This is a genomic window from Cytobacillus oceanisediminis 2691 (assembly GCF_007678455.1).
Classification (GTDB): Bacteria; Bacillota; Bacilli; order Bacillales; family Cytobacillaceae; genus Mesobacillus; species Mesobacillus oceanisediminis_A.
Genome location: NZ_VEEP01000012.1, coordinates 1 through 20,343 on the forward strand (window position 1 = coordinate 1; position 20,343 = coordinate 20,343).

Annotated in this window: 23 protein-coding genes and 1 pseudogene; 17 read left to right on the forward strand and 7 right to left on the reverse strand. The window is 38.9% G+C overall.

The genetic code is table 11. From position 1 onward, the window contains the following. Window positions 1-1,024 (reverse strand): IS110 family RNA-guided transposase (locus FS736_RS20685; RefSeq protein WP_144480908.1); only part of this gene is annotated, 1,024 nt, incomplete at its 3' end. Between the two features lie 167 nt (window positions 1,025-1,191). Between FS736_RS20685 and FS736_RS20690 the strand changes: the two genes are divergently transcribed. From FS736_RS20690 to FS736_RS20740, 12 genes and pseudogenes are all read left to right on the forward strand, one after another. Further along, on the forward strand, window positions 1,192-1,599 hold the full coding sequence (locus FS736_RS20690; RefSeq protein WP_144480910.1) for a hypothetical protein: 408 nt from the start codon (window positions 1,192-1,194) through the stop codon (window positions 1,597-1,599). Between the two features lie 115 nt (window positions 1,600-1,714). Further along, complete coding sequence (locus FS736_RS20695; protein ID WP_102262484.1) at window positions 1,715-2,077, forward strand: hypothetical protein; 363 nt, start codon at window positions 1,715-1,717, stop codon at window positions 2,075-2,077. Between the two features lie 189 nt (window positions 2,078-2,266). After that, the gene (locus tag FS736_RS20700) at window positions 2,267-2,641 is read left to right on the forward strand and encodes a YciI family protein (RefSeq protein WP_144480912.1); all 375 of its coding nucleotides are present in this window, start codon (window positions 2,267-2,269) and stop codon (window positions 2,639-2,641) included. A gap of 452 nt (window positions 2,642-3,093) precedes the next feature. Then, entirely contained in the window at window positions 3,094-4,389 is a 1,296-nt protein-coding gene (locus FS736_RS20705; RefSeq protein ID WP_144480914.1) for an IS110 family RNA-guided transposase, read from the forward strand. 472 nt (window positions 4,390-4,861) lie between these two features. Next, window positions 4,862-5,008, forward strand: coding sequence for a hypothetical protein (locus tag FS736_RS24485; RefSeq protein ID WP_186326875.1), 147 nt, complete (start codon window positions 4,862-4,864; stop codon window positions 5,006-5,008). Window positions 5,009-5,377: 369 nt separating this feature from the next. Continuing rightward, window positions 5,378-6,172, forward strand: a complete 795-nt coding sequence (locus FS736_RS20710; RefSeq protein WP_260983675.1) for a serine hydrolase domain-containing protein — start codon at window positions 5,378-5,380, stop codon at window positions 6,170-6,172. A 173-nt stretch (window positions 6,173-6,345) separates the two neighbouring features. After that, complete coding sequence (locus FS736_RS20715; protein WP_144480916.1) at window positions 6,346-6,663, forward strand: hypothetical protein; 318 nt, start codon at window positions 6,346-6,348, stop codon at window positions 6,661-6,663. A gap of 83 nt (window positions 6,664-6,746) precedes the next feature. Continuing rightward, window positions 6,747-7,202 carry an SRPBCC family protein gene (locus FS736_RS20720; protein WP_144480918.1) on the forward strand — a complete coding sequence of 152 codons (456 nt, stop codon included), beginning with the start codon at window positions 6,747-6,749 and terminating at the stop codon, window positions 7,200-7,202. Window positions 7,203-7,308: 106 nt separating this feature from the next. Beyond that, window positions 7,309-7,476: pseudogene (locus tag FS736_RS20725) on the forward strand (GNAT family N-acetyltransferase); the annotation flags it as partial. A 70-nt stretch (window positions 7,477-7,546) separates the two neighbouring features. Beyond that, window positions 7,547-8,155, forward strand: coding sequence for an SdpI family protein (locus tag FS736_RS20730; RefSeq protein WP_144480920.1), 609 nt, complete (start codon window positions 7,547-7,549; stop codon window positions 8,153-8,155). 167 nt (window positions 8,156-8,322) lie between these two features. After that, window positions 8,323-8,679 carry a DUF2750 domain-containing protein gene (locus FS736_RS20735; protein ID WP_144480922.1) on the forward strand — a complete coding sequence of 119 codons (357 nt, stop codon included), beginning with the start codon at window positions 8,323-8,325 and terminating at the stop codon, window positions 8,677-8,679. Window positions 8,680-8,789: 110 nt separating this feature from the next. Further along, the gene (locus FS736_RS20740) at window positions 8,790-9,251 is read left to right on the forward strand and encodes an SMI1/KNR4 family protein (protein WP_144480924.1); all 462 of its coding nucleotides are present in this window, start codon (window positions 8,790-8,792) and stop codon (window positions 9,249-9,251) included. A gap of 262 nt (window positions 9,252-9,513) precedes the next feature. On the opposite strand, the gene qoxD is transcribed toward FS736_RS20740, so the two are convergent. The 5 genes from qoxD to FS736_RS24490 form a co-directional block, all read right to left on the reverse strand. Then, complete coding sequence (gene qoxD, locus FS736_RS20745; RefSeq protein WP_144480926.1) at window positions 9,514-9,813, reverse strand: cytochrome aa3 quinol oxidase subunit IV; 300 nt, start codon at window positions 9,811-9,813, stop codon at window positions 9,514-9,516. Window position 9,814: 1 nt separating this feature from the next. Beyond that, window positions 9,815-10,420, reverse strand: a complete 606-nt coding sequence (gene qoxC / locus FS736_RS20750) for a cytochrome aa3 quinol oxidase subunit III (protein WP_144480928.1) — start codon at window positions 10,418-10,420, stop codon at window positions 9,815-9,817. Next, entirely contained in the window at window positions 10,410-12,389 is a 1,980-nt protein-coding gene (qoxB, locus tag FS736_RS20755) for a cytochrome aa3 quinol oxidase subunit I (RefSeq protein ID WP_144480930.1), read from the reverse strand. Before qoxB ends, qoxC begins: the two co-directional genes overlap by 11 nt. Continuing rightward, complete coding sequence (gene qoxA / locus FS736_RS20760; RefSeq protein ID WP_144480932.1) at window positions 12,379-13,383, reverse strand: cytochrome aa3 quinol oxidase subunit II; 1,005 nt, start codon at window positions 13,381-13,383, stop codon at window positions 12,379-12,381. Before qoxA ends, qoxB begins: the two co-directional genes overlap by 11 nt. A gap of 304 nt (window positions 13,384-13,687) precedes the next feature. Then, window positions 13,688-13,852: a hypothetical protein gene (locus tag FS736_RS24490; protein ID WP_186326876.1), complete on the reverse strand. Its 165-nt coding sequence runs from the start codon at window positions 13,850-13,852 to the stop codon at window positions 13,688-13,690. Window positions 13,853-13,985: 133 nt separating this feature from the next. On the opposite strand from FS736_RS24490, the gene FS736_RS25420 reads away from it, so the two are divergent. The 5 genes from FS736_RS25420 to FS736_RS20780 all read left to right on the forward strand — a co-directional run bounded on the left by FS736_RS25420 (window position 13,986) and on the right by FS736_RS20780 (window position 19,606). Next, entirely contained in the window at window positions 13,986-14,186 is a 201-nt protein-coding gene (locus FS736_RS25420; RefSeq protein ID WP_313959739.1) for an SDR family NAD(P)-dependent oxidoreductase, read from the forward strand. Further along, the gene (locus tag FS736_RS20765; RefSeq protein ID WP_313959740.1) at window positions 14,176-14,880 is read left to right on the forward strand and encodes an oxidoreductase; all 705 of its coding nucleotides are present in this window, start codon (window positions 14,176-14,178) and stop codon (window positions 14,878-14,880) included. Before FS736_RS25420 ends, FS736_RS20765 begins: the two co-directional genes overlap by 11 nt. Before the next feature lie 186 nt (window positions 14,881-15,066). Beyond that, window positions 15,067-15,294, forward strand: coding sequence for a hypothetical protein (locus FS736_RS20770; protein WP_144480934.1), 228 nt, complete (start codon window positions 15,067-15,069; stop codon window positions 15,292-15,294). 127 nt (window positions 15,295-15,421) lie between these two features. Continuing rightward, on the forward strand, window positions 15,422-18,025 hold the full coding sequence (gene adhE / locus FS736_RS20775) for a bifunctional acetaldehyde-CoA/alcohol dehydrogenase (RefSeq protein WP_144480936.1): 2,604 nt from the start codon (window positions 15,422-15,424) through the stop codon (window positions 18,023-18,025). Window positions 18,026-18,202: 177 nt separating this feature from the next. Continuing rightward, the gene (locus FS736_RS20780; protein ID WP_144480938.1) at window positions 18,203-19,606 is read left to right on the forward strand and encodes a M28 family peptidase; all 1,404 of its coding nucleotides are present in this window, start codon (window positions 18,203-18,205) and stop codon (window positions 19,604-19,606) included. A 239-nt stretch (window positions 19,607-19,845) separates the two neighbouring features. Here FS736_RS20780 and FS736_RS20785 read toward each other — a convergent pair whose 3' ends face one another. Then, entirely contained in the window at window positions 19,846-20,046 is a 201-nt protein-coding gene (locus tag FS736_RS20785) for a cold-shock protein (protein ID WP_044392209.1), read from the reverse strand. Window positions 20,047-20,343 lie beyond the last annotated feature (297 nt).

A 20,343-nucleotide genomic window follows, 5' to 3' on the forward strand; every position in this document is an offset into this window, starting at 1 on the left:
GTCCTTTCCATTTACCTGAACTGGCCTCTGAAAGATGTAATCCAGCATGGCGCAATAGAGAATTACCATGCGCAAAATCACTGAGGTCACCTGATTCTCCAAGAATGCCTGCAAGTGCAATTTCACTAATTCCTTTGATGGCAAGCAAATTTCTTGCGAAAGGAATTTGTTTAAGTAGGGAAGTGACTTCTTGTTCAACTCGTTCAAGTTGCACAGTGGCTAAATCAAACTCTTCAATTAACTGTTCCAAGTGTAGTTTATAAGCTTCGAGTGCTTGTCGAGTGCCGACTGAATGCACAGCTAATTCAATTAACGCTTGTGCTTTTTTTATCCCAGGTTGTCTTTTCATTTGGGATTTCCAGCCTTCAACGATATCGACTGCTTTCATGGAGCGAAGTTCAAGTGGTGTCGGGAATAGGCGAAGAGTCGCCATAGCTCCTTTGCCTTTAACATCTTTGAATACCTGTCGAAGTTCTGGAAAAACAATATCGACCCAACGGTTGATTTGATTGATGGCACTAACAAGTCTCTTAACCGTCATATCACGGTTAGACATTAAAACTCTTAGTTTTTCAAAGGTCTCAGAACTATGACGAATAAAGGAATAATAACCATTCTTGACCATATCAGCGATGACGAGAGCATCTTTTTTATCACTTTTCGATCGGCTATTATCACGGTTTTCTTTATTCTTTTTGACGAGATGAGGGTTTACAGTTACTGCTTCAATGTCTTGGTCATAAAGCCATTTTGAAAGGTTAATCCAGTAATGTCCTGTAGGTTCCATCCCAACGATAGTGGAAGCAAATCCTCTTAAGGTTTTTAACTGGTTTATCCACTGTAGTAATTTAGCAAAACCTTCTTCATTATTTTCAAATGTAAGTGGATCTCCGACTATTATTCCACGGAAATTCACAGCTCTAGCTACGTGTAATTCTTGTGCAATATCCACACCAACCACAAGGTGGCTATCTGAAATTCTTTCTATTAGTTGATTTTGTTTGTCCTGCATTTTAAACTTCATAGTAAGGGTTCCTCCTAGGGTTTTGAGTTAGAGTGGTGTCTATACTCATATCTTACTGAGGGACCTTATTTTTTTCAAAGTTGAGAATTAGCTCTCTACAGGAATTCTAAAGGGGCAGTAATGTTGAAGAAGATGAGATGCGACTTTATTAAAAAGGATGGATAGATGTGGATAAAACGTTCGAAGAATATATACTTAGTATGAATAAAAGAGCTGTTGAATATGCTAAGTCTTTTGATAAAGACTTTAATTATAAAGAGGATAACATAGAAGATTTGGAAGAAATATTAGATTATTACTCTAATGATTTAAAGAGTGAAATGCCTACTGAAAATCAAATATATTCAATGGCTTTGATATGGGGTGCTTATCTCGGACAAATGATAAAAGAACATGTCAATCCGGCACTAAACTGGGTTAATGAAGATGTATTTGATGATGGAGAAATTATTCACCTTAAATCTGGAGAAAATAGGATTTTCCCAATTGATAAGGTCTACAAGAGATTAATAAATGGTAAAGAAGATAACATAATCTCTTTTTATAAGGTCATTAAAGAAGAATTCAATAATTAGTTTTTAGGTTAATTAAGTGGGTTGATCCAAGCAGGATTGATTCACTTTTTTAGAAACTACTTTGAAACTAAAGAGACAGTTATGTTTAACAGGGCTTAATGAGGTGAGGAATTTGTTGAAAAGAGAAATGAAATTTTTAAATCGTTTATCAAAAAGAGCCAAAGTATGTGCATCAGGAGTAATCATAAGTTTATTGAGTATTTTTATTGCGGATTCTTCCCTTATGTTTTTTAGCGTAGTTTATTTACTTGGAGTATTTTTAATCTTTATCAGTACATTTATTGGTATTGAGAAATTTAATAAAAATTCAATAGGAGAGATAATATCAAGTTTTGCTTTGGTATTAATTATGTTAGGAGTATTTGCACCTATAGGTATTAGCCCGAAATTTTATTATGTTCAATTCGCAGGAGCTACACTGATGTTGGTCGGAACAACATTAAAAAGTCCAAAAAAGACCATCGATAACAATCCTTAAACTAATACATGCGTTGATCCGGGAGGGATTAATGCTTTTTTGTTGAATTCCTTTATTGAGCTAACGGTGCAGGTTAGTTGAACAAGATGATTTTATTTGGTTCAAGAAGGAATTATTTAAAGCTCGTAGAAAGTCTTAGTGTACAAGAATCATTGATAAGCTAAAAATCCAATTAAAAGGAGATTAAAGATGAAATTCTTGTGTTTGGGTTACCTTAGTCCAGAGAAAATGAATGTTCTCCCGAAAGGTGAAATCGAAGCTATTATGAGCGAATGTAGCCTCCACCTTCAGAAATTTTATTTGAGCGGTCAAGTGATTATGGATGTTGGTGTGGAAACGGAAGTCAAATCCATACGGCGTGAGAAAGGGAATATCAAGGTAACGGAAAACGCTTTAGTCGAGTTTGACGAGAGAATAGGTAGTGTGTTCCTAATAGAGGCTAATGATATGGAAGAAGCAATACGTATCGCATCTTTACATCCGACCACACAGTTTGATGCTGGAGAGGAATTAGGCTGGAGGATAGAAATTAGGCCAGTACACTATTTCGAAAAGAGTGAGTAAAAGAACATAACCTTGCATTCCTTAAACGAGGAATGCTTTTTCTTATTGAACAATCGATGCAGTTTAGTTTAAGAAGGAAAAATCGTCTTTTTCCAGAATAAGTATATATAAGATAATGCTTTGGACAGGAGGATTATTGTGAACGGAAAAAAAGCTTTGTGGAAATCCCTAATAAATAATGGGTTGTTGACTGCACTTACTGTATTGATAATGGGAATTATAGTACTCATTTATGTACTGATTTAAAAACTCTTACCTATAAATATTTTTCAGTGTTGATTCAATATGGATTAACACTCTTTTTTTGAATTTCTTATTAAACAAACGATGCAGCATTCCTGTAATGAAGGAAAATGGAGTTTGAACAAAAAAATAACCTCTTGGTAGAATGAGAGAGTCCTGACGCTGGCCAGCAAAAAGGACAAATATCTCAAATAACAGGAGGCTTTAAAATGAATTATAACCAGAATAAGAAGATTGCTCAAATAACTTCTCAGACTCTTATTATAGGAGTCGATATTGCAAAATTCAAGCATGTGGCACGTGCCCAGGATTTCAGAGGAATAGAGTTTGGATCCCCGTGTCAATTTGAAAATACTAAAGAGGGAATTGAGCAATTTCTTAAATGGATTTCGGAAATCAAAAAAGAAAAGAGAATGGAAAAAGTGATGGTTGGCATGGAGCCTACAGGCCATTATTGGTTTAACTTGGCCCATATTTTAAAAGAAAACGGGATTAAATTTGTCGCTGTAAACCCCTTGCACGTCAAAAAAAGCAAGGAGTTGGATGATAACTCACCTACGAAGAATGATGTGAAAGATGCCAAGGTCATAGCTCAACTGGTCAAAGACGGAAGATACGCAGAACCTACGATACCGCAAGGTGTTTATGCAGAACTCCGTGTGGCAAAGAAAATACGCGATCTTTTAATTGAAGACCTTCAAACGGTCCAAGGGCAGGTACACAACTGGATTGACCGGTATTTTCCGGAATTCCTCAAGGTATTTAAGAAATGGGAGGGTAAGGCTGCTTTACAATTCTTAAAGCTCTATGCCTTACCCCATGAAATAGCTGAATTCACTGAACAAGAGCTACTGGTCCATTTGAGAAAATCCGTATCCCGGAGTGTTGGATTAAACAAGATCCGCGAGTTAAAACAGGCAGCCACTAAGTCCATCGGACTAAGGCAAGGTGCCAAGATGGCCAGACTTGAGCTTAAAACCATTCTGGCTAAGTATGAATTAATTCAGTTACAATTCGAAGAATTAGATTCAAAAATTGATGGTCTGCTTGATGAAATACCTGGTGTACCACAAATGTTAGCGATAAAAGGTGTGGGTAGGGATACAATCGCCGGCTTCTTCGCGGAAATAGGGGATTTAGGCGAATATAATCATCCCCGGCAAATTATCAAGCTGGGTGGCTTAAATTTAAAAGAAAATACATCGGGTAAGCACAAAGGAAAAACGACCATCACAAAAAGAGGTCGGAAGAAACTGAGGGCTCTGTTATTTAGGGTTTGTATGATTCTCGTTGCCAAGAATTCCGCATTCAAGGCATTACATGTGTACTATACTCAACGTCCGGATAATCCATTAAAGAAGATGCAGTCTCTTATTGCTTTGTGTAATAAACTAATCCGGATTCTCTTTAAAATTGGTAAAAAGCAATTTGAATTTAATGAAGATAAGATGTTAAAGGACATTCCTCATTTGGCATTAGCCGCGAAGACGGAAATGGCAGCTTGACTTGGGTTTATCTTAGAAAAGTAATAGTTCTTGTTTTATAGATTTTGATACATTTGAAGCACGGATTAGTCGGCAAAGAAACTAAATTACGGGATTAGACCCTGTGGTGCAGCATGGCTGACATCCACCTCATGGAAAGGTTGGACGAAGGAATTTGAGAGCGAAGACTCTGTGAGGCATGGGAGGGTTGACCTCCATGAGTAAATGTGGACATCCACCAGTGCGGTTATATTTTTACTCATCCACCATTTTCTGTAAGGGATTGGTTAGTGGGTTATGGCTCTTTTTTCTTACTCAGTCCAAAAACATCCTTTCAAGTGTAGATCCTCCATCTATATAGGAATTTACCGTTTGGTAAACCACTATGAAATTCTATGAAAACATGAGTAAATCGGCGTTTTCGCTTCATTTATTGAGGGAGGATTGTTCAATAAGAGTTATTTCAAAAATAACTAAAAGGGTGTTTTAATATATGAGGTTTGAATATAAGTTACAAGGTGCTGGATGGGCAGATTTTTATATAGAAATTAATTCTCAAAGATTTACTTTTAGTCCCGGATATCTGACTGATGCATTAGGTGGTATTTTAAATGCCATAAAAGAAATCCATCCATTTTAGCGAATGCTTATGTTTATTTAATCCCTTTTTTTTATTGTGCTAAAAGAGCAGGTTTGTTGAACAAGGAATATTTTAAAACGCTATTAAAAGAGGATAAATAAAGGGGCTGGAGGGCAATTAGTTTGTTTCTCAACTATAAACGAAATAATAAATTTTCTTCTATATCAGGACACGTTAATAATACTTTCAATCAAGTAATTTGTTCCGGAGCTTCAGTTTTTGTTATTCATAATGATTCTATTGTTTTAGAAGAATATATAGGAATGCAATCCAACAAAAATGATGCTAGAAGAGTGCAGCAAGATACTCAGTTTCACGTAGCTTCAGTTAGTTAGAAAAAGCTATATTGGCTTTGCCGTAGCCTATGCTGTGTATTACGGTTACAAAGAAAGCATAGATGATTCCGTAATGAAATATTTACCTGAGCTTAAGGAGACTATTTGGGAAGCCACAACCATTAGGCATTTATTAACTCATACTCACGGTTTAAACCAAAAGGAGGAGGTTGTATTTCGTGAGTATCCTCCTGGGCAGAACTGGACTTACCGTCAGGTTGGCATAGATGCCCTAACACAAATTGTTAAAAAGACTACTTCTAGAACAGTATCTGATATTATTCAAGAGCAAGTATTTAGACCTTTAGGTTTTTCTGAATCCAATTGGTATGCACACAAGCACGAAAAACATGCGGATGTAAACCTTAGACATGAGGAAGATGGGAATTGGAAAACAAGTGAAAGCACAGAAGGCGACAAAATGAATATGTATGTTTCCGCACGTGAATTGGCTTATTGGGGTTATTTACACCTAAAACAAGGAAAGGTAGATGGAAAACAAGTTGTTTCAAAAGAGATCATAAAATTGGCTACATCTTTACAAAGCCCACTTACGTTGCATGAAGACCTACCGCAAAATGGTTTCTTGTGGTTTGTAAAAGACTTACCTGCTAAGCAATCAGAAATAGGGGCTGAAGTTCCGAAAGGTTCGTACCAGATACTAGGATATACAGGTGTTACTTTATTGGTAATCCCCCAGGAAAATCTGGTGGCCGTTCGTATGTTTAATAGTTTTGGCTCTCCTGAAGGATATGATTATCTATCTGATGTTAGGTCTTTTGGAGACACTGTAATGAATTGTTTACAAAGAATATCAATTGATGTATGACCATTTCACACTGTATCAGGTGCTTAGTTGAGGTTCAGGGCTGTCATTTAGGCAGCTTTTCTTATTTATCTAAGAAGCAGGATAGTTAAAAAAGTAACCCAGCCAGGTTTTACACAAATAAATGAAACTTTTTCCAAAATTTTACGTAATAATGAAGAAAAGGGGGAGTATTTGTGGGGAAGATTCTTAATATTGTTATAACTTTGGTTTTGATATTGGGGATAAACTATGTAGTATCCCATTTTTTAAATGGAGCCTTTATAGATTACTCTTTTTTTGTAGGACTTATAACTTCAATAATAATTGGATTTTTCACTTCCAGAGGTGGCCTTACTACTCAAAATAGCAATATGTTGATCCAAGCTCAAACAATGTATAAAATGGCACCTGAAAAATTTAAAATCAGACCAAACTTTGCGTTATATACTGCAATTGCCTATACCATTCTTTCTTTAATAACAATGATTTTTGTTTACAGAGATTACTTTTGATTTAGATTCTAATATCCTTACATTTTGAACAAAAGATGCAGGATAGTGGAAGAAGCATAACAGTTTATTAGTGAGGGACATGGATGCCCATTATTAAAAATGAACAATTTATCAAAGCTCCAATTGAACTCTGTTTTGACCTGGCAAGGAACGTAGATATACATACTCAAACTACTACTAAAACCAAGGAAAGAGCTGTTGGTGACATTAAAGAGGGATTATTGAAACAGGGTGATGTAGTTACCTGGGAAGCAATTCACTTTGGCGTTAAGCAAAGGTTGACTGCGAAAGTGATTATTATGGAAAGACCTCATAAGTTTGTGGATGTTATGGTAAAAGGAGCTTTTCAATCCTTTGTTCATACTCACCAGTTTATTGAACACCTAGATGGAACTATAATGACCGATATATTTGAGTATAAGTCACCACTTGGTATTTTCGGATCTGTAGCAGATACGTTGTTTTTAAAAAAGTATATGAGTGAATTTATTGCTACTCGTGCAACAGAATTAAAAAGGATTGCTGAGAAAAGAGTTTAACTTAATTCTTTTCAACTAAAGGGAGTTTAGTTGAAAAAGGACGAAGTAAATAGAAGGTTATAATACATGGTGTATTCCATATAATCTCGTTTTGAAGGAGATGACTATGATAATTGAAATGACTCAATTTAATATGGAGGATTTTAATAAACCTAACGAATGTTTTGTTGTTTCGGGGAGAATTATACCTACATTTGAACACAATGTTTGGAATTATACGGAGGAGATATTCTCTGAACCTTATTACAAGAAATATGAAGATGATGAGATTGATCCTTGAATTCTACAGTGTTTCAGGAAGTAATGAAATGGTTCATTCAATTTAATTCAAAAGGGGAAAAATAATGTTAAAAAAACTCGGTATTGGTTTCTTGACGGTTTTAAGTTGCGGACTGAGTGTATATTTGTTTTTTTCAAATTTAAAAATGGATGAAACAAAATATGGCTCTAGTGAAGTGATCCTCTTTAGCATTCCATTAACATTGGTATTAATTTATGTTCATCTACTTACTCTCCCGAAAATAATTAAACACCACAACTATGCTAGACTAAAAAAAGGTATGGAGAGTATTTTTTTATCTCTATCGGTTATTCTTTTTACTCTGCATATTGGGTTACTTCTAGTTTCTACCGGTACAGATTTCGAATTAATACGGTTAATTCCTATATCTATAGGAATTGTTCTTATCACCACTGCTAACACTCTTCCAAGATTCCATCTAAACATAGTTGAAGATTTCCCTAACGTAATTACCGCATCCAATAAACTCTGGAATATACTGCTACGTCCGATTTCTTTTCCTCTTTTTTTTGGAGGGTTACTAATGTTATTTTGTGTATTTCTTCAAGGTAATCAGATGTTTATATCGTTCTTCATCATTCTTTTTTTAACGTTAATTGTTTCAATATTACGTTCATATAGAGCTTATCAGCTCCATATAAATAATCGATAAGTCATTTTCCTGCATTTAGACTATATTTGCAAGATTGTATAGAAATTAGAAAAGTACTTTGATCCACAAGGATTAAGGTGCTTTTTGAAGTTTCTTATTCCACTAACGATGCAGGATAGCTTAAGAAGAATGTGAAAATATACATTATTATTATTGCGAGGTGAATTATGAGCCAAGCAGCAGCTCAATATGAAAATTTCATAAAGGAAATATTAGAATGTAAAAAAGTTTGGACAGTAAAAGACGAAAAAGGATTCCCGAGCTCAACAAATCCTAACGGTGAAACTGCACTACCTTTCTGGTCAAAAAAATCCAGAGCTGAAAAAATCATTGAATCCGTTCCAGCATATGAGAACTTCCTGACCTATGAAATCACATTAGAAAAATTTCTTGCCAGTTGGTTAACTGGTCTTGAAGAAGATGGATTATACGTTGGGGTCAACTGGAGTGGAAAAAGAGCAACTGGCTATGATATTAACCCGAAAGTTCTTATTGAAAGAATAAAATACGAACAAGTAAACTAGCGTTATTTCACAACTATCAAATATAGCCAGGAATTAATTTATGTATTTATCCTGACCTTCTTATTAAGCTAAAGAAGCAGGATAGTTTCAAATGAAGGTAGGTAATAAATTTGTATTCAAATAAAATTATAGGAACAAAAGAAAAAATTGTTGAGGATGATTTGTACAAATTACAAATGAAATATAATTTTAAATTTCCTTCTTTTATTAGAGAACATTATTTATTGTATAACGGTGGCTATCCTGAAAAGTCACTTTTTGTAGGTGGTGACAATCAAGAATATGTAGTGGATTACTTCATTCCAATAAAGAACGATCATGGACGAAATCTTTTTGAAGTCCTATATTTGCTAATTGATGAAAAGATAATCCCTAACTGGCTAATTCCATTTGCCGATGAACCAGGGGGTAATTTATTTTGTTTCAGTATTAGTGAAAAAGATAATGGAGCAATTTATTATTATAACCACGAATTTGAGTATGGTGATAATCCAGAAAATCACATAGTGTATTTGGCTGAATCATTACCTAATTTTATTAATGCCTTAGTTGAGTATGAAGATGAGCTATGATTAAGTAACTTATTGAATTAAATGAGCAGCATAGCAAAAAAAGTTAAAGTGAAAAAAAGCTAAGATTGTGAACAATTGTACTTAAACTATCGGGTGCTTATGTTGAATAAGAGCCATTATATCTAGGATCCGAAAAAACAATAAATAAAAAAATGGCGTGTCAAAACCGATGTCAGTTTACACGCCATTTTCATTGTCATTTAGAAGATTTGCACCCTAAAAAGGATAGGTGTACTTAAATAAATGGCCAAATTTCTGCTCATTAATGCGAGTGTCCAGATGTCATTACCCAGATGGAGCCTGCCACAATGACGACTGCAATGAAAGCTGAATAAATAATATTGATATTGTTTGTAACTTTATCATCGCCTTCGTTGATGTGCATGAACATATACAGCTGGATACCAGCCTGGACAATTGCCAGTGTGCCGATGATCCACATGACTGCCTTCATGGATAGGGAGCTTTGAAGGGCAATCCATGCTGCGCCGAACGTCAATACAAGTGACATGAAGAATCCGATGACATGGCTGATTGGGAAGCCTTTAGAATGATTATCCATATTACATCACCAACCCTCTTAGATATACGAAAGTGAAGATGAAAATCCAAACGACGTCAAGGAAGTGCCAGTATAGTCCAAAGATGAACGTCTTGCGGGCTGTCACTGGAGTTAGCCCTCTCTGCAGCATCTGGATGATCAACAGGATAGCCCAGCCGATTCCGATGGTGACGTGTAATCCATGCGTTCCAAGCAGGACGAAGAAACTGGAAAGGAATGCGCTTGTTTGCATCGTTGCACCTTCATGTACATAGTGCATGAATTCGCGGATCTCCATGAATAGGAAACCACCGCCGAGCAATAAAGTAAATACAAGCCACATCAGCATTCCTTTAATATTGCTGCGGCGCATCTCGAAAATCGAAATGCCCATTGTAAAACTGCTCGTCAATAGAAGGAAGGTTTGAATCAAAACGTCTTTTACGATAAAAATATCGCTCTGTGTTGGACCTCCCGCATGGCGCTCACCGAGGACACCATATACACCGAAAAGGGTAGCGAAAAGTACTATTTCTGCTCCAAGGAAGATCCAGAAGCCTAGGATGTTCATCCTGTTTTGTTCTGTCTGGTATTCAAGCGGCAAAGCGGCGTTGACTTTAGCTGACATGGTTCTTCACTCCTTTGTTCGCGCCTTTTCTCCATTTGCGTTCCGTTTCAGAGATTTCATCCTTGTGAACATGGAATCCTTCATCATAATCAAATGAACGGAAAGCCAAACCGGCAAATATTCCAAGAGCGGCAACCCCGGCAGCAATTGTCCATTCAAAAACAAGCAGGAATCCTGAGATACCAAATACTACACCCATATAGATCGGAATCCATGTATTGCTAGGCAAGTGAATTTCTTCAATCTCATCTTCACTCAGAGGCTGAATTTCATTGTTCTTTTTCATGTGCCAGAAAGCATCAAGCTTTGTTACTTCCGGAAGGGAAGCAAAATTGTAATGCTGCACAGGAGTAGCAGTAGCCCATTCAAGAGTTCTTGCATCCCAAGGGTCATTGCCGATGTTGCGGTCAGCATGGCGGGCACTCCAATAAATATTGTAAACAAGGGCCGCAAAGCCTGCTGCAAGAATGACTGAACCTGCTGCAGAAAGCATCATCAATGGTCCAAAGCCAGTTTCAGCTGAGTATGTGTACGCACGGCGGACCGCACCATCAAGTCCTAGGAAGAACATTGGCATGAATGTCACGTTGAAACCTACTACGAACAGCCAGAAATGCCATTTTCCGATTTTTTCATTCAGCATATAGCCGAACATCTTTGGCCACCAGTAATAAAGGCCGGCAAAGATCGGGAACACTACCCCAGGAATCAATACATAGTGGAAGTGCGCCACCAGGAACAATGTGTTGTGATACTGGTAATCGGCTGCAGCCATTGCAAGCATGACGCCAGTAACACCGCCGATGACAAAGTTAGGAACGAATGCAAGTGCCCAGAGCATGGATGTTGTAAACTTGATTCGCCCTTTTCTCATTGTGAACAGCCAGTTGAACACCTTCACTCCGGTCGGAATGGCAATCGCCATTGTTGTGATCGAGAAGAACGAGTTCACTGCGGCATTATTGCCCATCGTAAAGAAGTGGTGAACCCAAACAAGCATACTCAAGACAGATATCATCACAATTGAAATAACCATTGATTTATAACCGTAAAGCGTTTTGCGGGCAAAAGTTGAGATAATATCTGACAGCATTCCGAAAGCCGGCAGAACGACAATATAAACTTCAGGGTGTCCCCATAACCAGAACAGGTTTGCCCATAGCATATCCATACCGCCTCCGGAAATCGTGAAGAAGTGAGTACCGAATGTGCGGTCAAATGTCATCAATGCAAGTGCCACTGTAAAAATAGGGAAGCTGGCCACGATGATGATTGATGTAATGAATGATGTCCAGGTGAACATTGGCATCTTCATCAAGGTCATGCCTTTGGTTCTCATTTTTAACACTGTGACAACGAAGTTAATACCAGTCATCAAAGTACCGGCACCTGCAATTTGCAGAGCCACAGCATAAAAGTTATTCCCTATGCCCGGACTGAATTCTTTCCCGGCAAGAGGGAAGTATGAAGTCCAGCCAGCATCTGGTGAACCACCGATAATGAATGAAATGTTAAAGAGCGCAGCACCGCTCACAGTCAGCCAGAAGCTGAGTGCGTTTAGCTGTGGAAAAGCAACGTCCCGAGCGCCAATCTGCAATGGTACGGCAAAGTTCATGAGACCGATCAACAGCGGCATCGCCACAAACAGGATCATGATGACACCGTGAGTTGTAAAGACTTCATTGTAATGTTGTGCATTCAGGAATTCATTTTCTGGAACTGCCGTCTGGCCTTTCATCATCAACCCGTCAATTCCGCCGCGGAAAAACATCACGACACCAAGCAGGATATACATGATCCCAATTTTCTTGTGATCAACGGTTGTCAGCCATTCAGTCCAAAGGTAATTCCATTTTTTAAAGTAAGTGATTCCAGCTATCGCTCCTACGATCGTCAGAGCAATACCAATCTGTGATGCAAAAATCAGTGGATCGCCGGTTACAAAAAATTCATCCCATTTAATGCCCACTGTGCTCACCTCCGTGAGAATCCTCAGTTTCTGATTCTTTATGATTCATAGTTTTAGAGTCGTTTCCGTCTTTATTTTTGTAATTATTCTCGTCCTCAAAAATCTTACCTGGCCAGCCATGTCCTCTGTCATACATTTCAGGGTTGGTGTAATTCTTTGAGTGAGGATCGGAATGATCAACCCATTCAAGATGCGTATTTGAGAACGTCTTCCGGCCAAAGTGTGATGGCTCAAGCATTTTCTCATATTCTTCAAGAGTCATTTTTGGTGCCGTTTCCTTTACGTCCTTAATCCATTGGTCGAAATCTTCCTGTGTTTGGGAAAGGACTTCGAATTCCATTCCTGCATAGCCCTGGCCATTGAAGTTTGTATTTCGGCCTACATATGAGCCAGGATTGTCAGCGACAAGGTAAAGCTGTGTCTCGGCATGCGCCATTGTGTACTTTTGACCGGCAAGTGCAGGAATCCAAAAGCTCTGCATCGTACCAGCTGATGTCAGCTTAAAGTCGATTGGACGATCTTCAGGGATGTTCACATAATTGACTGTCTCGATCCCTTGTTCTGGATAGCTGAAAATCCATTTCCAGTCAGCAGAAGTAACATTTATGACAAGCGGTTCTTTATCTTCATAGCCTTTAGGAATTTCATCTATTGCATAAATTGTTTTGACTGTTGGAATGGTCAAAGCAATGATAATCAAAATTGGAATGACAGTCCAAATAATTTCCAAGACTGTGCTGCCGTGTTCTTCAGGCGGCTCATAATCCATATTGTTTTTTCGCTCACGGTACTTCCAGACAATGAAAGCGAAAAGCCCGAATACAACCACTGTAACAAGCAGCATCAAAGCAATCGAAAAGTTGATTAGCTCAAGAATTTGCCTGGCGATTGGTCCCTCAGGGTTAAATACCACCATATTGTTTTCACAGCCGCTAAGCAACAGCATAGCCATGATCGAGGTGAGGGAGACCAAAAAAAGTTTTGATTTCTTCATCACTGCAGCTCCTTTCAAATTTCAACCTTGTTCATTTTATCACAAACTTATGTTCATTTGTTCACAATGTTGTCAAAAGTAAGCCGAAAATGAACGGTAAGTTGTGGCAAAAAAGGTGTGATAAATATCACACTGCTTTATTTGTAATCATTCTAACATGGAAATTGTTACGGATCTGAAGACAAATGTGAACAAATTATGAAAACAAAAAATGTCATCTTCGTGAATTTCGAACGGCAGATATTGACGAAAAAAAACAGGGCCATATTGCAGGCCCTGTAAGGGTACTTCTTTTGTTTCTATTTTAAGATATCCTGTATGTTTCGATATAGGTCTCCAATGCTGGATGGAATTCTTTTTCGTAATGGGCAGATGGACAAACTTTTACAATAATTGTTTTGCTCTCAAGTTGTTTTTTCACTTTGAGGGTTGCGTCGCAGCGTGGGCATTTCTCTTTAAAAAGATTCATAGTTTGCACCTCCTATAATCCCTATGTGTTTAGTATGAATTAAAAGTGGTTATTTTTCAATGGTTAATAAGCCCAACTATGGTACGATGAAAGTGGAATGTGATCTGGTATTAATCGGAGTAGAGGTGTCAAAATGTTATTAGAGAATTTAACAGGAAAAAAGGCCATCATCACTGGTGCAAACAGTGGAATTGGCTATGAGGCTGCAAAGGACCTTTCTTCAAAAGGAGCATTTGTCATCCTGGCTGTTAGGAACATGGAAAAGGGCAAGGGAGCAGCAGAAGGCCATCCTTCAGCGAAATCCCCAGGCAAAAATAAAACTTATGAAGCTTGATCTGGCAGACTTGCAAAGTGTCCGCGATTTCACCGAAGTCTTCATGGAAGAATTCGATTCTCTCGATCTTTTAATCAATAATGCCGGGGTCATGATTCCGCCTTATGGAAAGACTAAGGATGGTTTTGAACTTCAGTTTGGCAGCAATCACCTTGGTCATTTTGCTTTAACGGGACTCCTGTTGCCGATTTTAAAAACAACCTCCGAATCCAGAGTGGTGACTTTAAGCAGTATCGCCCATAGAGGAGCCAAAATAGATTTTTACAATTTAGATGGCTCAAAAGGTTATAAAGCTATGAAGTTTTATGGGCAAAGTAAACTGGCCAACCTTTTATTCGCCAAAGAGCTGGATAACCGTTTCAAACATCATGGACTGGAGAGCATCAGTATTGCATGTCATCCGGGAATTTCAAATACGAATTTATTCCATTTAGGTAAAGGCGAAACTCCTGCATTCATGAAAGGGATGGTCAAATTCTTTTCGCAGCCTGCCGAAAAGGGAGCTGAGACAACCATTTATGCTGCTACTGAAGAAAGCCTGCAGGGCGGTGAATATATCGGCCCAAATGGACGAGGGAATCGCAAGGGGAATCCAGCAATTGAAATTCCAGCAGCAGGTGTTTACAACAAGGAGACCATGGAAAAATTGTGGGCAGTTTCTGAAGAATTAACAAATGTTAGATATACCTTTTAAAGGCTCTGATAATAGAGTCTTTTATTATATTAATATAATATTAATCGTGTAAGCGCTAACATATTCACTTATATTATTGTTATTATAAATGGTAATTTATAGTTCATATATTGTTCAATATTTCACAAACTATTATTGTTTTATTATGATAATCTTTAATTAGAAAGAAGAAAAGGAGTGATTGAAATGATGTACTGCGAATTCAAACCATTCTCCACCGATACTGAGACCTATTCACAGGAAATGCTTGAGGAGCTGATCGGTGATGAATTCGAAGCAATGATGTTTAAGGATGATGAGAGAATTCCAGCCTATATCTGGACAATCAATTTTGTGGTTATTGTCAAAAGAAGTACGAAATTTCTAACAGACATCAGCTTTGAAAAAATCCCCAGGAATCCAGTTTGCGAGTGATTTTTTTTACAAGTACTTGTGAAATGATTCACAAATAAAAACCTTTTATTTACCCTTAAACAAAAAATATGTACTAAAGTATAGCAAATTGAACAATCATCCCAATTTCTTAAGGAGGTCCTGAAAAATGGGCACAGTTGAAAAAGTGGTTAATTCGCATCCTTCCGTTGCTGAAATGATTGATGGTTTAGTCGTGAAAGGATTGAACGCCTTAACAAAAATGCGTGAGCTTGATCAGGAAGCTGTAAACCAGATTGTGAAGGAAATGGCGCTGGCAGGACTAGATCAACATATGCCGCTCGCAAAGATGGCAGTTGAAGAAACAAAACGTGGAGTTTATGAAGACAAGATTATCAAGAACATGTTTGCTACCGAATATGTTTACCACAATATCAAGTATGATAAAACAGCTGGCATCATTGATAAAAATGACCATGAAGGCATGATTACCATTGCTGAGCCCGTTGGTGTGATTGCCGGAGTGACTCCTGTTACCAATCCAACCTCAACAACGATGTTCAAGGCCCTGATTTCCATCAAGACACGCAACCCAATCATCTTCGCCTTCCATCCATCTGCTCAAAAGTGCAGCAGTGAGGCGGCAAAAATTCTTCGGGATGCAGCCATTAAGGCAGGAGCTCCTGAACACTGTGTGCAATGGATCGAAAAGCCTTCACTTGAAGCCACTCAGGCTTTGATGAACCATCCTAAGATTTCGATGATTTTGGCTACCGGCGGTGCAGGAATGGTGAAATCAGCATACAGTTCAGGCAAGCCCGCATTGGGCGTTGGTCCGGGCAATGTCCCTTGTTATATTGAACGGACAGCAAATGTGAAGAGGGCTGTCAATGATCTGATTTTATCCAAAACATTCGACAATGGGATGATTTGTGCTTCTGAGCAGGCAGTTATCATAGATAAGGAAATCTATCACGAGGTCAAATCTGAAATGGTTGCGAACAGCTGCTACTTTTTAAATGAGGAAGAAAGGATAAAAGTAGAAAAGCTTGTCATCAATGAACATTCCTGTGCAGTGAATGCTGATATAGTGGGAATGCCTGCACACAGAATTGCTGAAATGGCAGGCGTAGCAGTGCCGGAAGAGACAAAAATCCTTGTAGCCGAGCTTAAGGGTGTGGGGCCACAATATCCTTTGTCACGTGAAAAATTGAGCCCGGTATTGGCTTGCTATAAAGTGAACGGAACGGAAGAAGGGCTGAAGCGTGCGGAAGAAATGCTGGAGTTCGGCGGCCTGGGCCATTCCGCTGTAATCCACTCGACAAGTGATGAGATTATAAAGTCATTTGGTCTGCGAATGAAGGCAGGGCGTATTATTGTCAATGCACCATCATCACAGGGCGCAATCGGCGATATCTATAATGCCTATCTTCCATCCCTGACCCTTGGCTGCGGAACATATGGAGGCAACTCGGTTTCCACAAATGTCGGTGCAGTCAACCTAATCAATGTGAAAAAAGTAGCGAGAAGGAATGTGAATATGCAGTGGTTTAAAGTGCCTTCTAAAATCTATTTTGAGAAGAACTCTACACAATACCTGGCAAAAATGCCTAAAATATCGAAGGCCTTCATTGTTACAGATCCAGGAATGGTAAAGCTTGGCTATGTAGATAAAGTTCTCTATCACTTAAGAAAGCGTCCGGATTATGTCCACTGTGAAATATTCTCAGAAGTTGAACCAGATCCGTCAATTGAAACCGTGATGAAAGGTGCCGAAATGATGGCGAGCTTCCAGCCGGATGTCATCATTGCTCTAGGCGGAGGGTCGGCCATGGACGCAGCGAAGGGGATGTGGCTGTTTTATGAATATCCAGAGGCGGACTTCCATGGGTTGAAGCAGAAATTCCTTGATATTCGCAAGCGAATTGTCAAATACCCACAGCTTGGCCGCAAAGCGCAATTTGTTGCCATTCCGACAACCTCGGGAACAGGGTCTGAAGTGACCTCTTTCTCGGTTATCACTGATAAAAAGGCGAACATCAAATATCCGCTCGCTGATTATGAGTTGACACCTGATGTGGCGATCGTCGACCCGCAATTTGTCATGACAGTGCCAAAGCATATTACGGCCGATACTGGAATGGACGTTCTGACACACGCAATAGAAGCTTATGTAAGCTGCATGGCCAATGACTATACAGACGGACTTGCCATTAAGGCCATTCAACTTATATTTGAATATCTCCCTAGAGCGTACCGAAACGGACAGGATGAAGTGGCCCGCGAGAAAGTGCACAATGCTTCAACGATTGCAGGTATGGCGTTTGCCAATGCATTCCTCGGAATCAACCATAGCCTTGCACACAAGCTTGGAGCTGAATTCCATATTGCGCACGGCCGTTCAAATACAATCCTGATGCCGCATGTCATCCGTTATAACGCAACTAAACCGAAAAAGTTCACTGCTTTTCCAAAATATGAAAGCTTTGTCGCAGACCAGCGTTATGCTGAAATCGCCCGTATTCTCGGCTTGCCTGCACGTACTTCCGAAGAAGGTGTCGAAAGCCTTGTCCAGGCAATCATCAGGCTGGCAAACGAAATGGAGATCCCGATGAGCTTAGAAGCAAACGGAGTAGACAAGGCCGAATTCGAGGCGAAGGTCGACCAGCTTGCAGACCGCGCATTTGAGGACCAGTGTACAACGGCCAACCCTAAGCTTCCGTTAGTATCTGATCTTGCAGAAATCTATCGTTCAGCCTATAAAGGAGTTTAATAGTATAAAAAGGAGTGGAATCACCTGATTCCACTCCTTTTTTTCATATAACACCCTCCGCCATTCACGATTGGTTCTAAATTCCCAGTAAATATAGTAATAATTTAACTAGTTTTTATTTTCAAAATATTATATTATTTATCCTGGTTTACAATTTTCCAATCCAGGAGGTAATGTATGAAGAAAAAGCCCTATCTATCAATTGCTTTAGTTGCTGGTCTAGCTGTAAGTACCTTTGGCGCCCAAGCCATATATGCGGAACCCGCAAAAACTGCGCAGCAAGTGCAGCCATTCAATGTATTTGACAACAAGGTGCTCGACAAAATCAATGTTGAGAATATTTACAACAATATTGATTATCTTTCAAAGACCCCTCGTGTTGCCGGTACTGAAGCTGAACATAAAGCGATTCAATATGTTAAAGAGCAATTTGAATCATATGGTTATGAAACAGAACTTCAGGAGTTTACTTTCTATGGATATACCGCTCCACATACTGTAAAGCTATCGATTGATGGTTTTGCAGATGAAATCAAACCGAAATCATTTACATACGGAATGGACGGGAATGTCTCTGGTGAATTGGTATATGCCGGTTTAGGACAAGCAGCGGATTTTGAAGGAAAAGATTTAACAGGTAAAATCGCTTTGATTCAGCGTGGAGCTATTTCATTTGCAGATAAAGTTCTAAATGCTGCAGCGCATGGTGCTTCAGGTGTCATTATCTATAACAATGCACCCGGAGAGCTGAACGGAACATTCGGGACTCCAAATGAAAACTATGTTCCAGCTGTAGCCATTTCTCAGGAAGCCGGACAAGCATTATTTGACAAGCTTATGAATGGTGAAATCTTGAACGGAGCGATTCAAATTGAGGGTGCAGAAGGCGGCATAAGGACGTCATACAATGTAGTCGCCAAGAAAGCACCTACAAATAAAAATAAATCAACAGACGGAATCCTTGCTTTGGGAGCTCACCATGACTCAGTCCCTGGTGCACCCGGTGCGAATGATGATGCATCGGGCACTGCAATGACTCTTGAATTGGCGCGCGTCATGAAGGATCTGCCGACAAATATGGAAATGCGGTTCATTACGTTCGGAGCAGAAGAACTAGGTTTGATTGGTTCCCGTTACTATGTCAGCCAACTGCCTAAAGAGGAAAAAGAAAGGTTTGTCGGATATTTCAATATGGATATGGTTGGCAGCAGAGATGCCGGCGATTTGGTCATCAATACAGTCGACGGCAGCCAAAACATCGTTTCACAAACAGCTCAGGCATCAAGTGCCCGTCTAAATGGTGAACCGACACCAATCCAGACAGGAGGCAGCAGCGACCATGTTTCATTTTATGAGGGTGGAATCGCCTCCGGATCCTTCATCCACAGACCGCTTGAACCATGGTATCATACACCTGAAGATACAATTGATAAAATCAGCAAGGAAAAATTGCAGGATGTAGCTGAGATTGTGGGCACTGCCGTCTATGATATTGTACGTCCAGAGAATCAGGGGCCAAAAGCCAATAGGGGAGTAGAGCGAAAAGTACCACACTTATATTATGAGCAGGATATTAAATAATTGTATTTAAACTTCAGGTTAACCCTTGGTATGGGTTAACCTGATTTAATTTTACCCAGAAAGCTATTTATGGTGTCTTACAAGGTTATGATATGAAATCATTCAACCTATGAAGCCGTGAATTTCTTTCATACCCCTTGATTCTTTATGGGCAAACTAGGATGTTGAATGGAAGACGGTATCTGGACAAAATAAAAAGAAGGTCCCTAAGGAACCTTCTTTTTTCAACAAGACTAATATTATAGTTTTGTTACGTTAGCAGCTTGTGGTCCGCGAGCGCCTTGCTCAACGTCGAAAGATACTTTTTGACCTTCGTCTAATGATTTGAAGCCTTCAGATTGGATAGCAGAGAAGTGTACGAATACGTCGTCTCCACCTTCGCGCTCGATGAATCCAAAACCTTTTTCTGCGTTAAACCATTTTACTGTACCTTGTTCCATTACTGTTACCTCCTAGTGCAATTCGCACAAATGTTACTATCCTTGCCCAAAGTGATCATTAAGACGAAATAATTTCTATCCTTTACACCGAACAAAAATAATTCTATTTCATCATATCAGATACTGGAATCAATAGCAAACACAAACAAGAGATTTCGTCCTATTGTCCTATCTTGAGCAAGTGTTCCTTTTAAATATCATACAGATAACCTGGTTTTTTCTACCTTTTGAATGATGTAAAACTTCTTGACCATTGTTTTTTCCTTCAGGACTCGGAATCAGTAGAATGTCCATCTA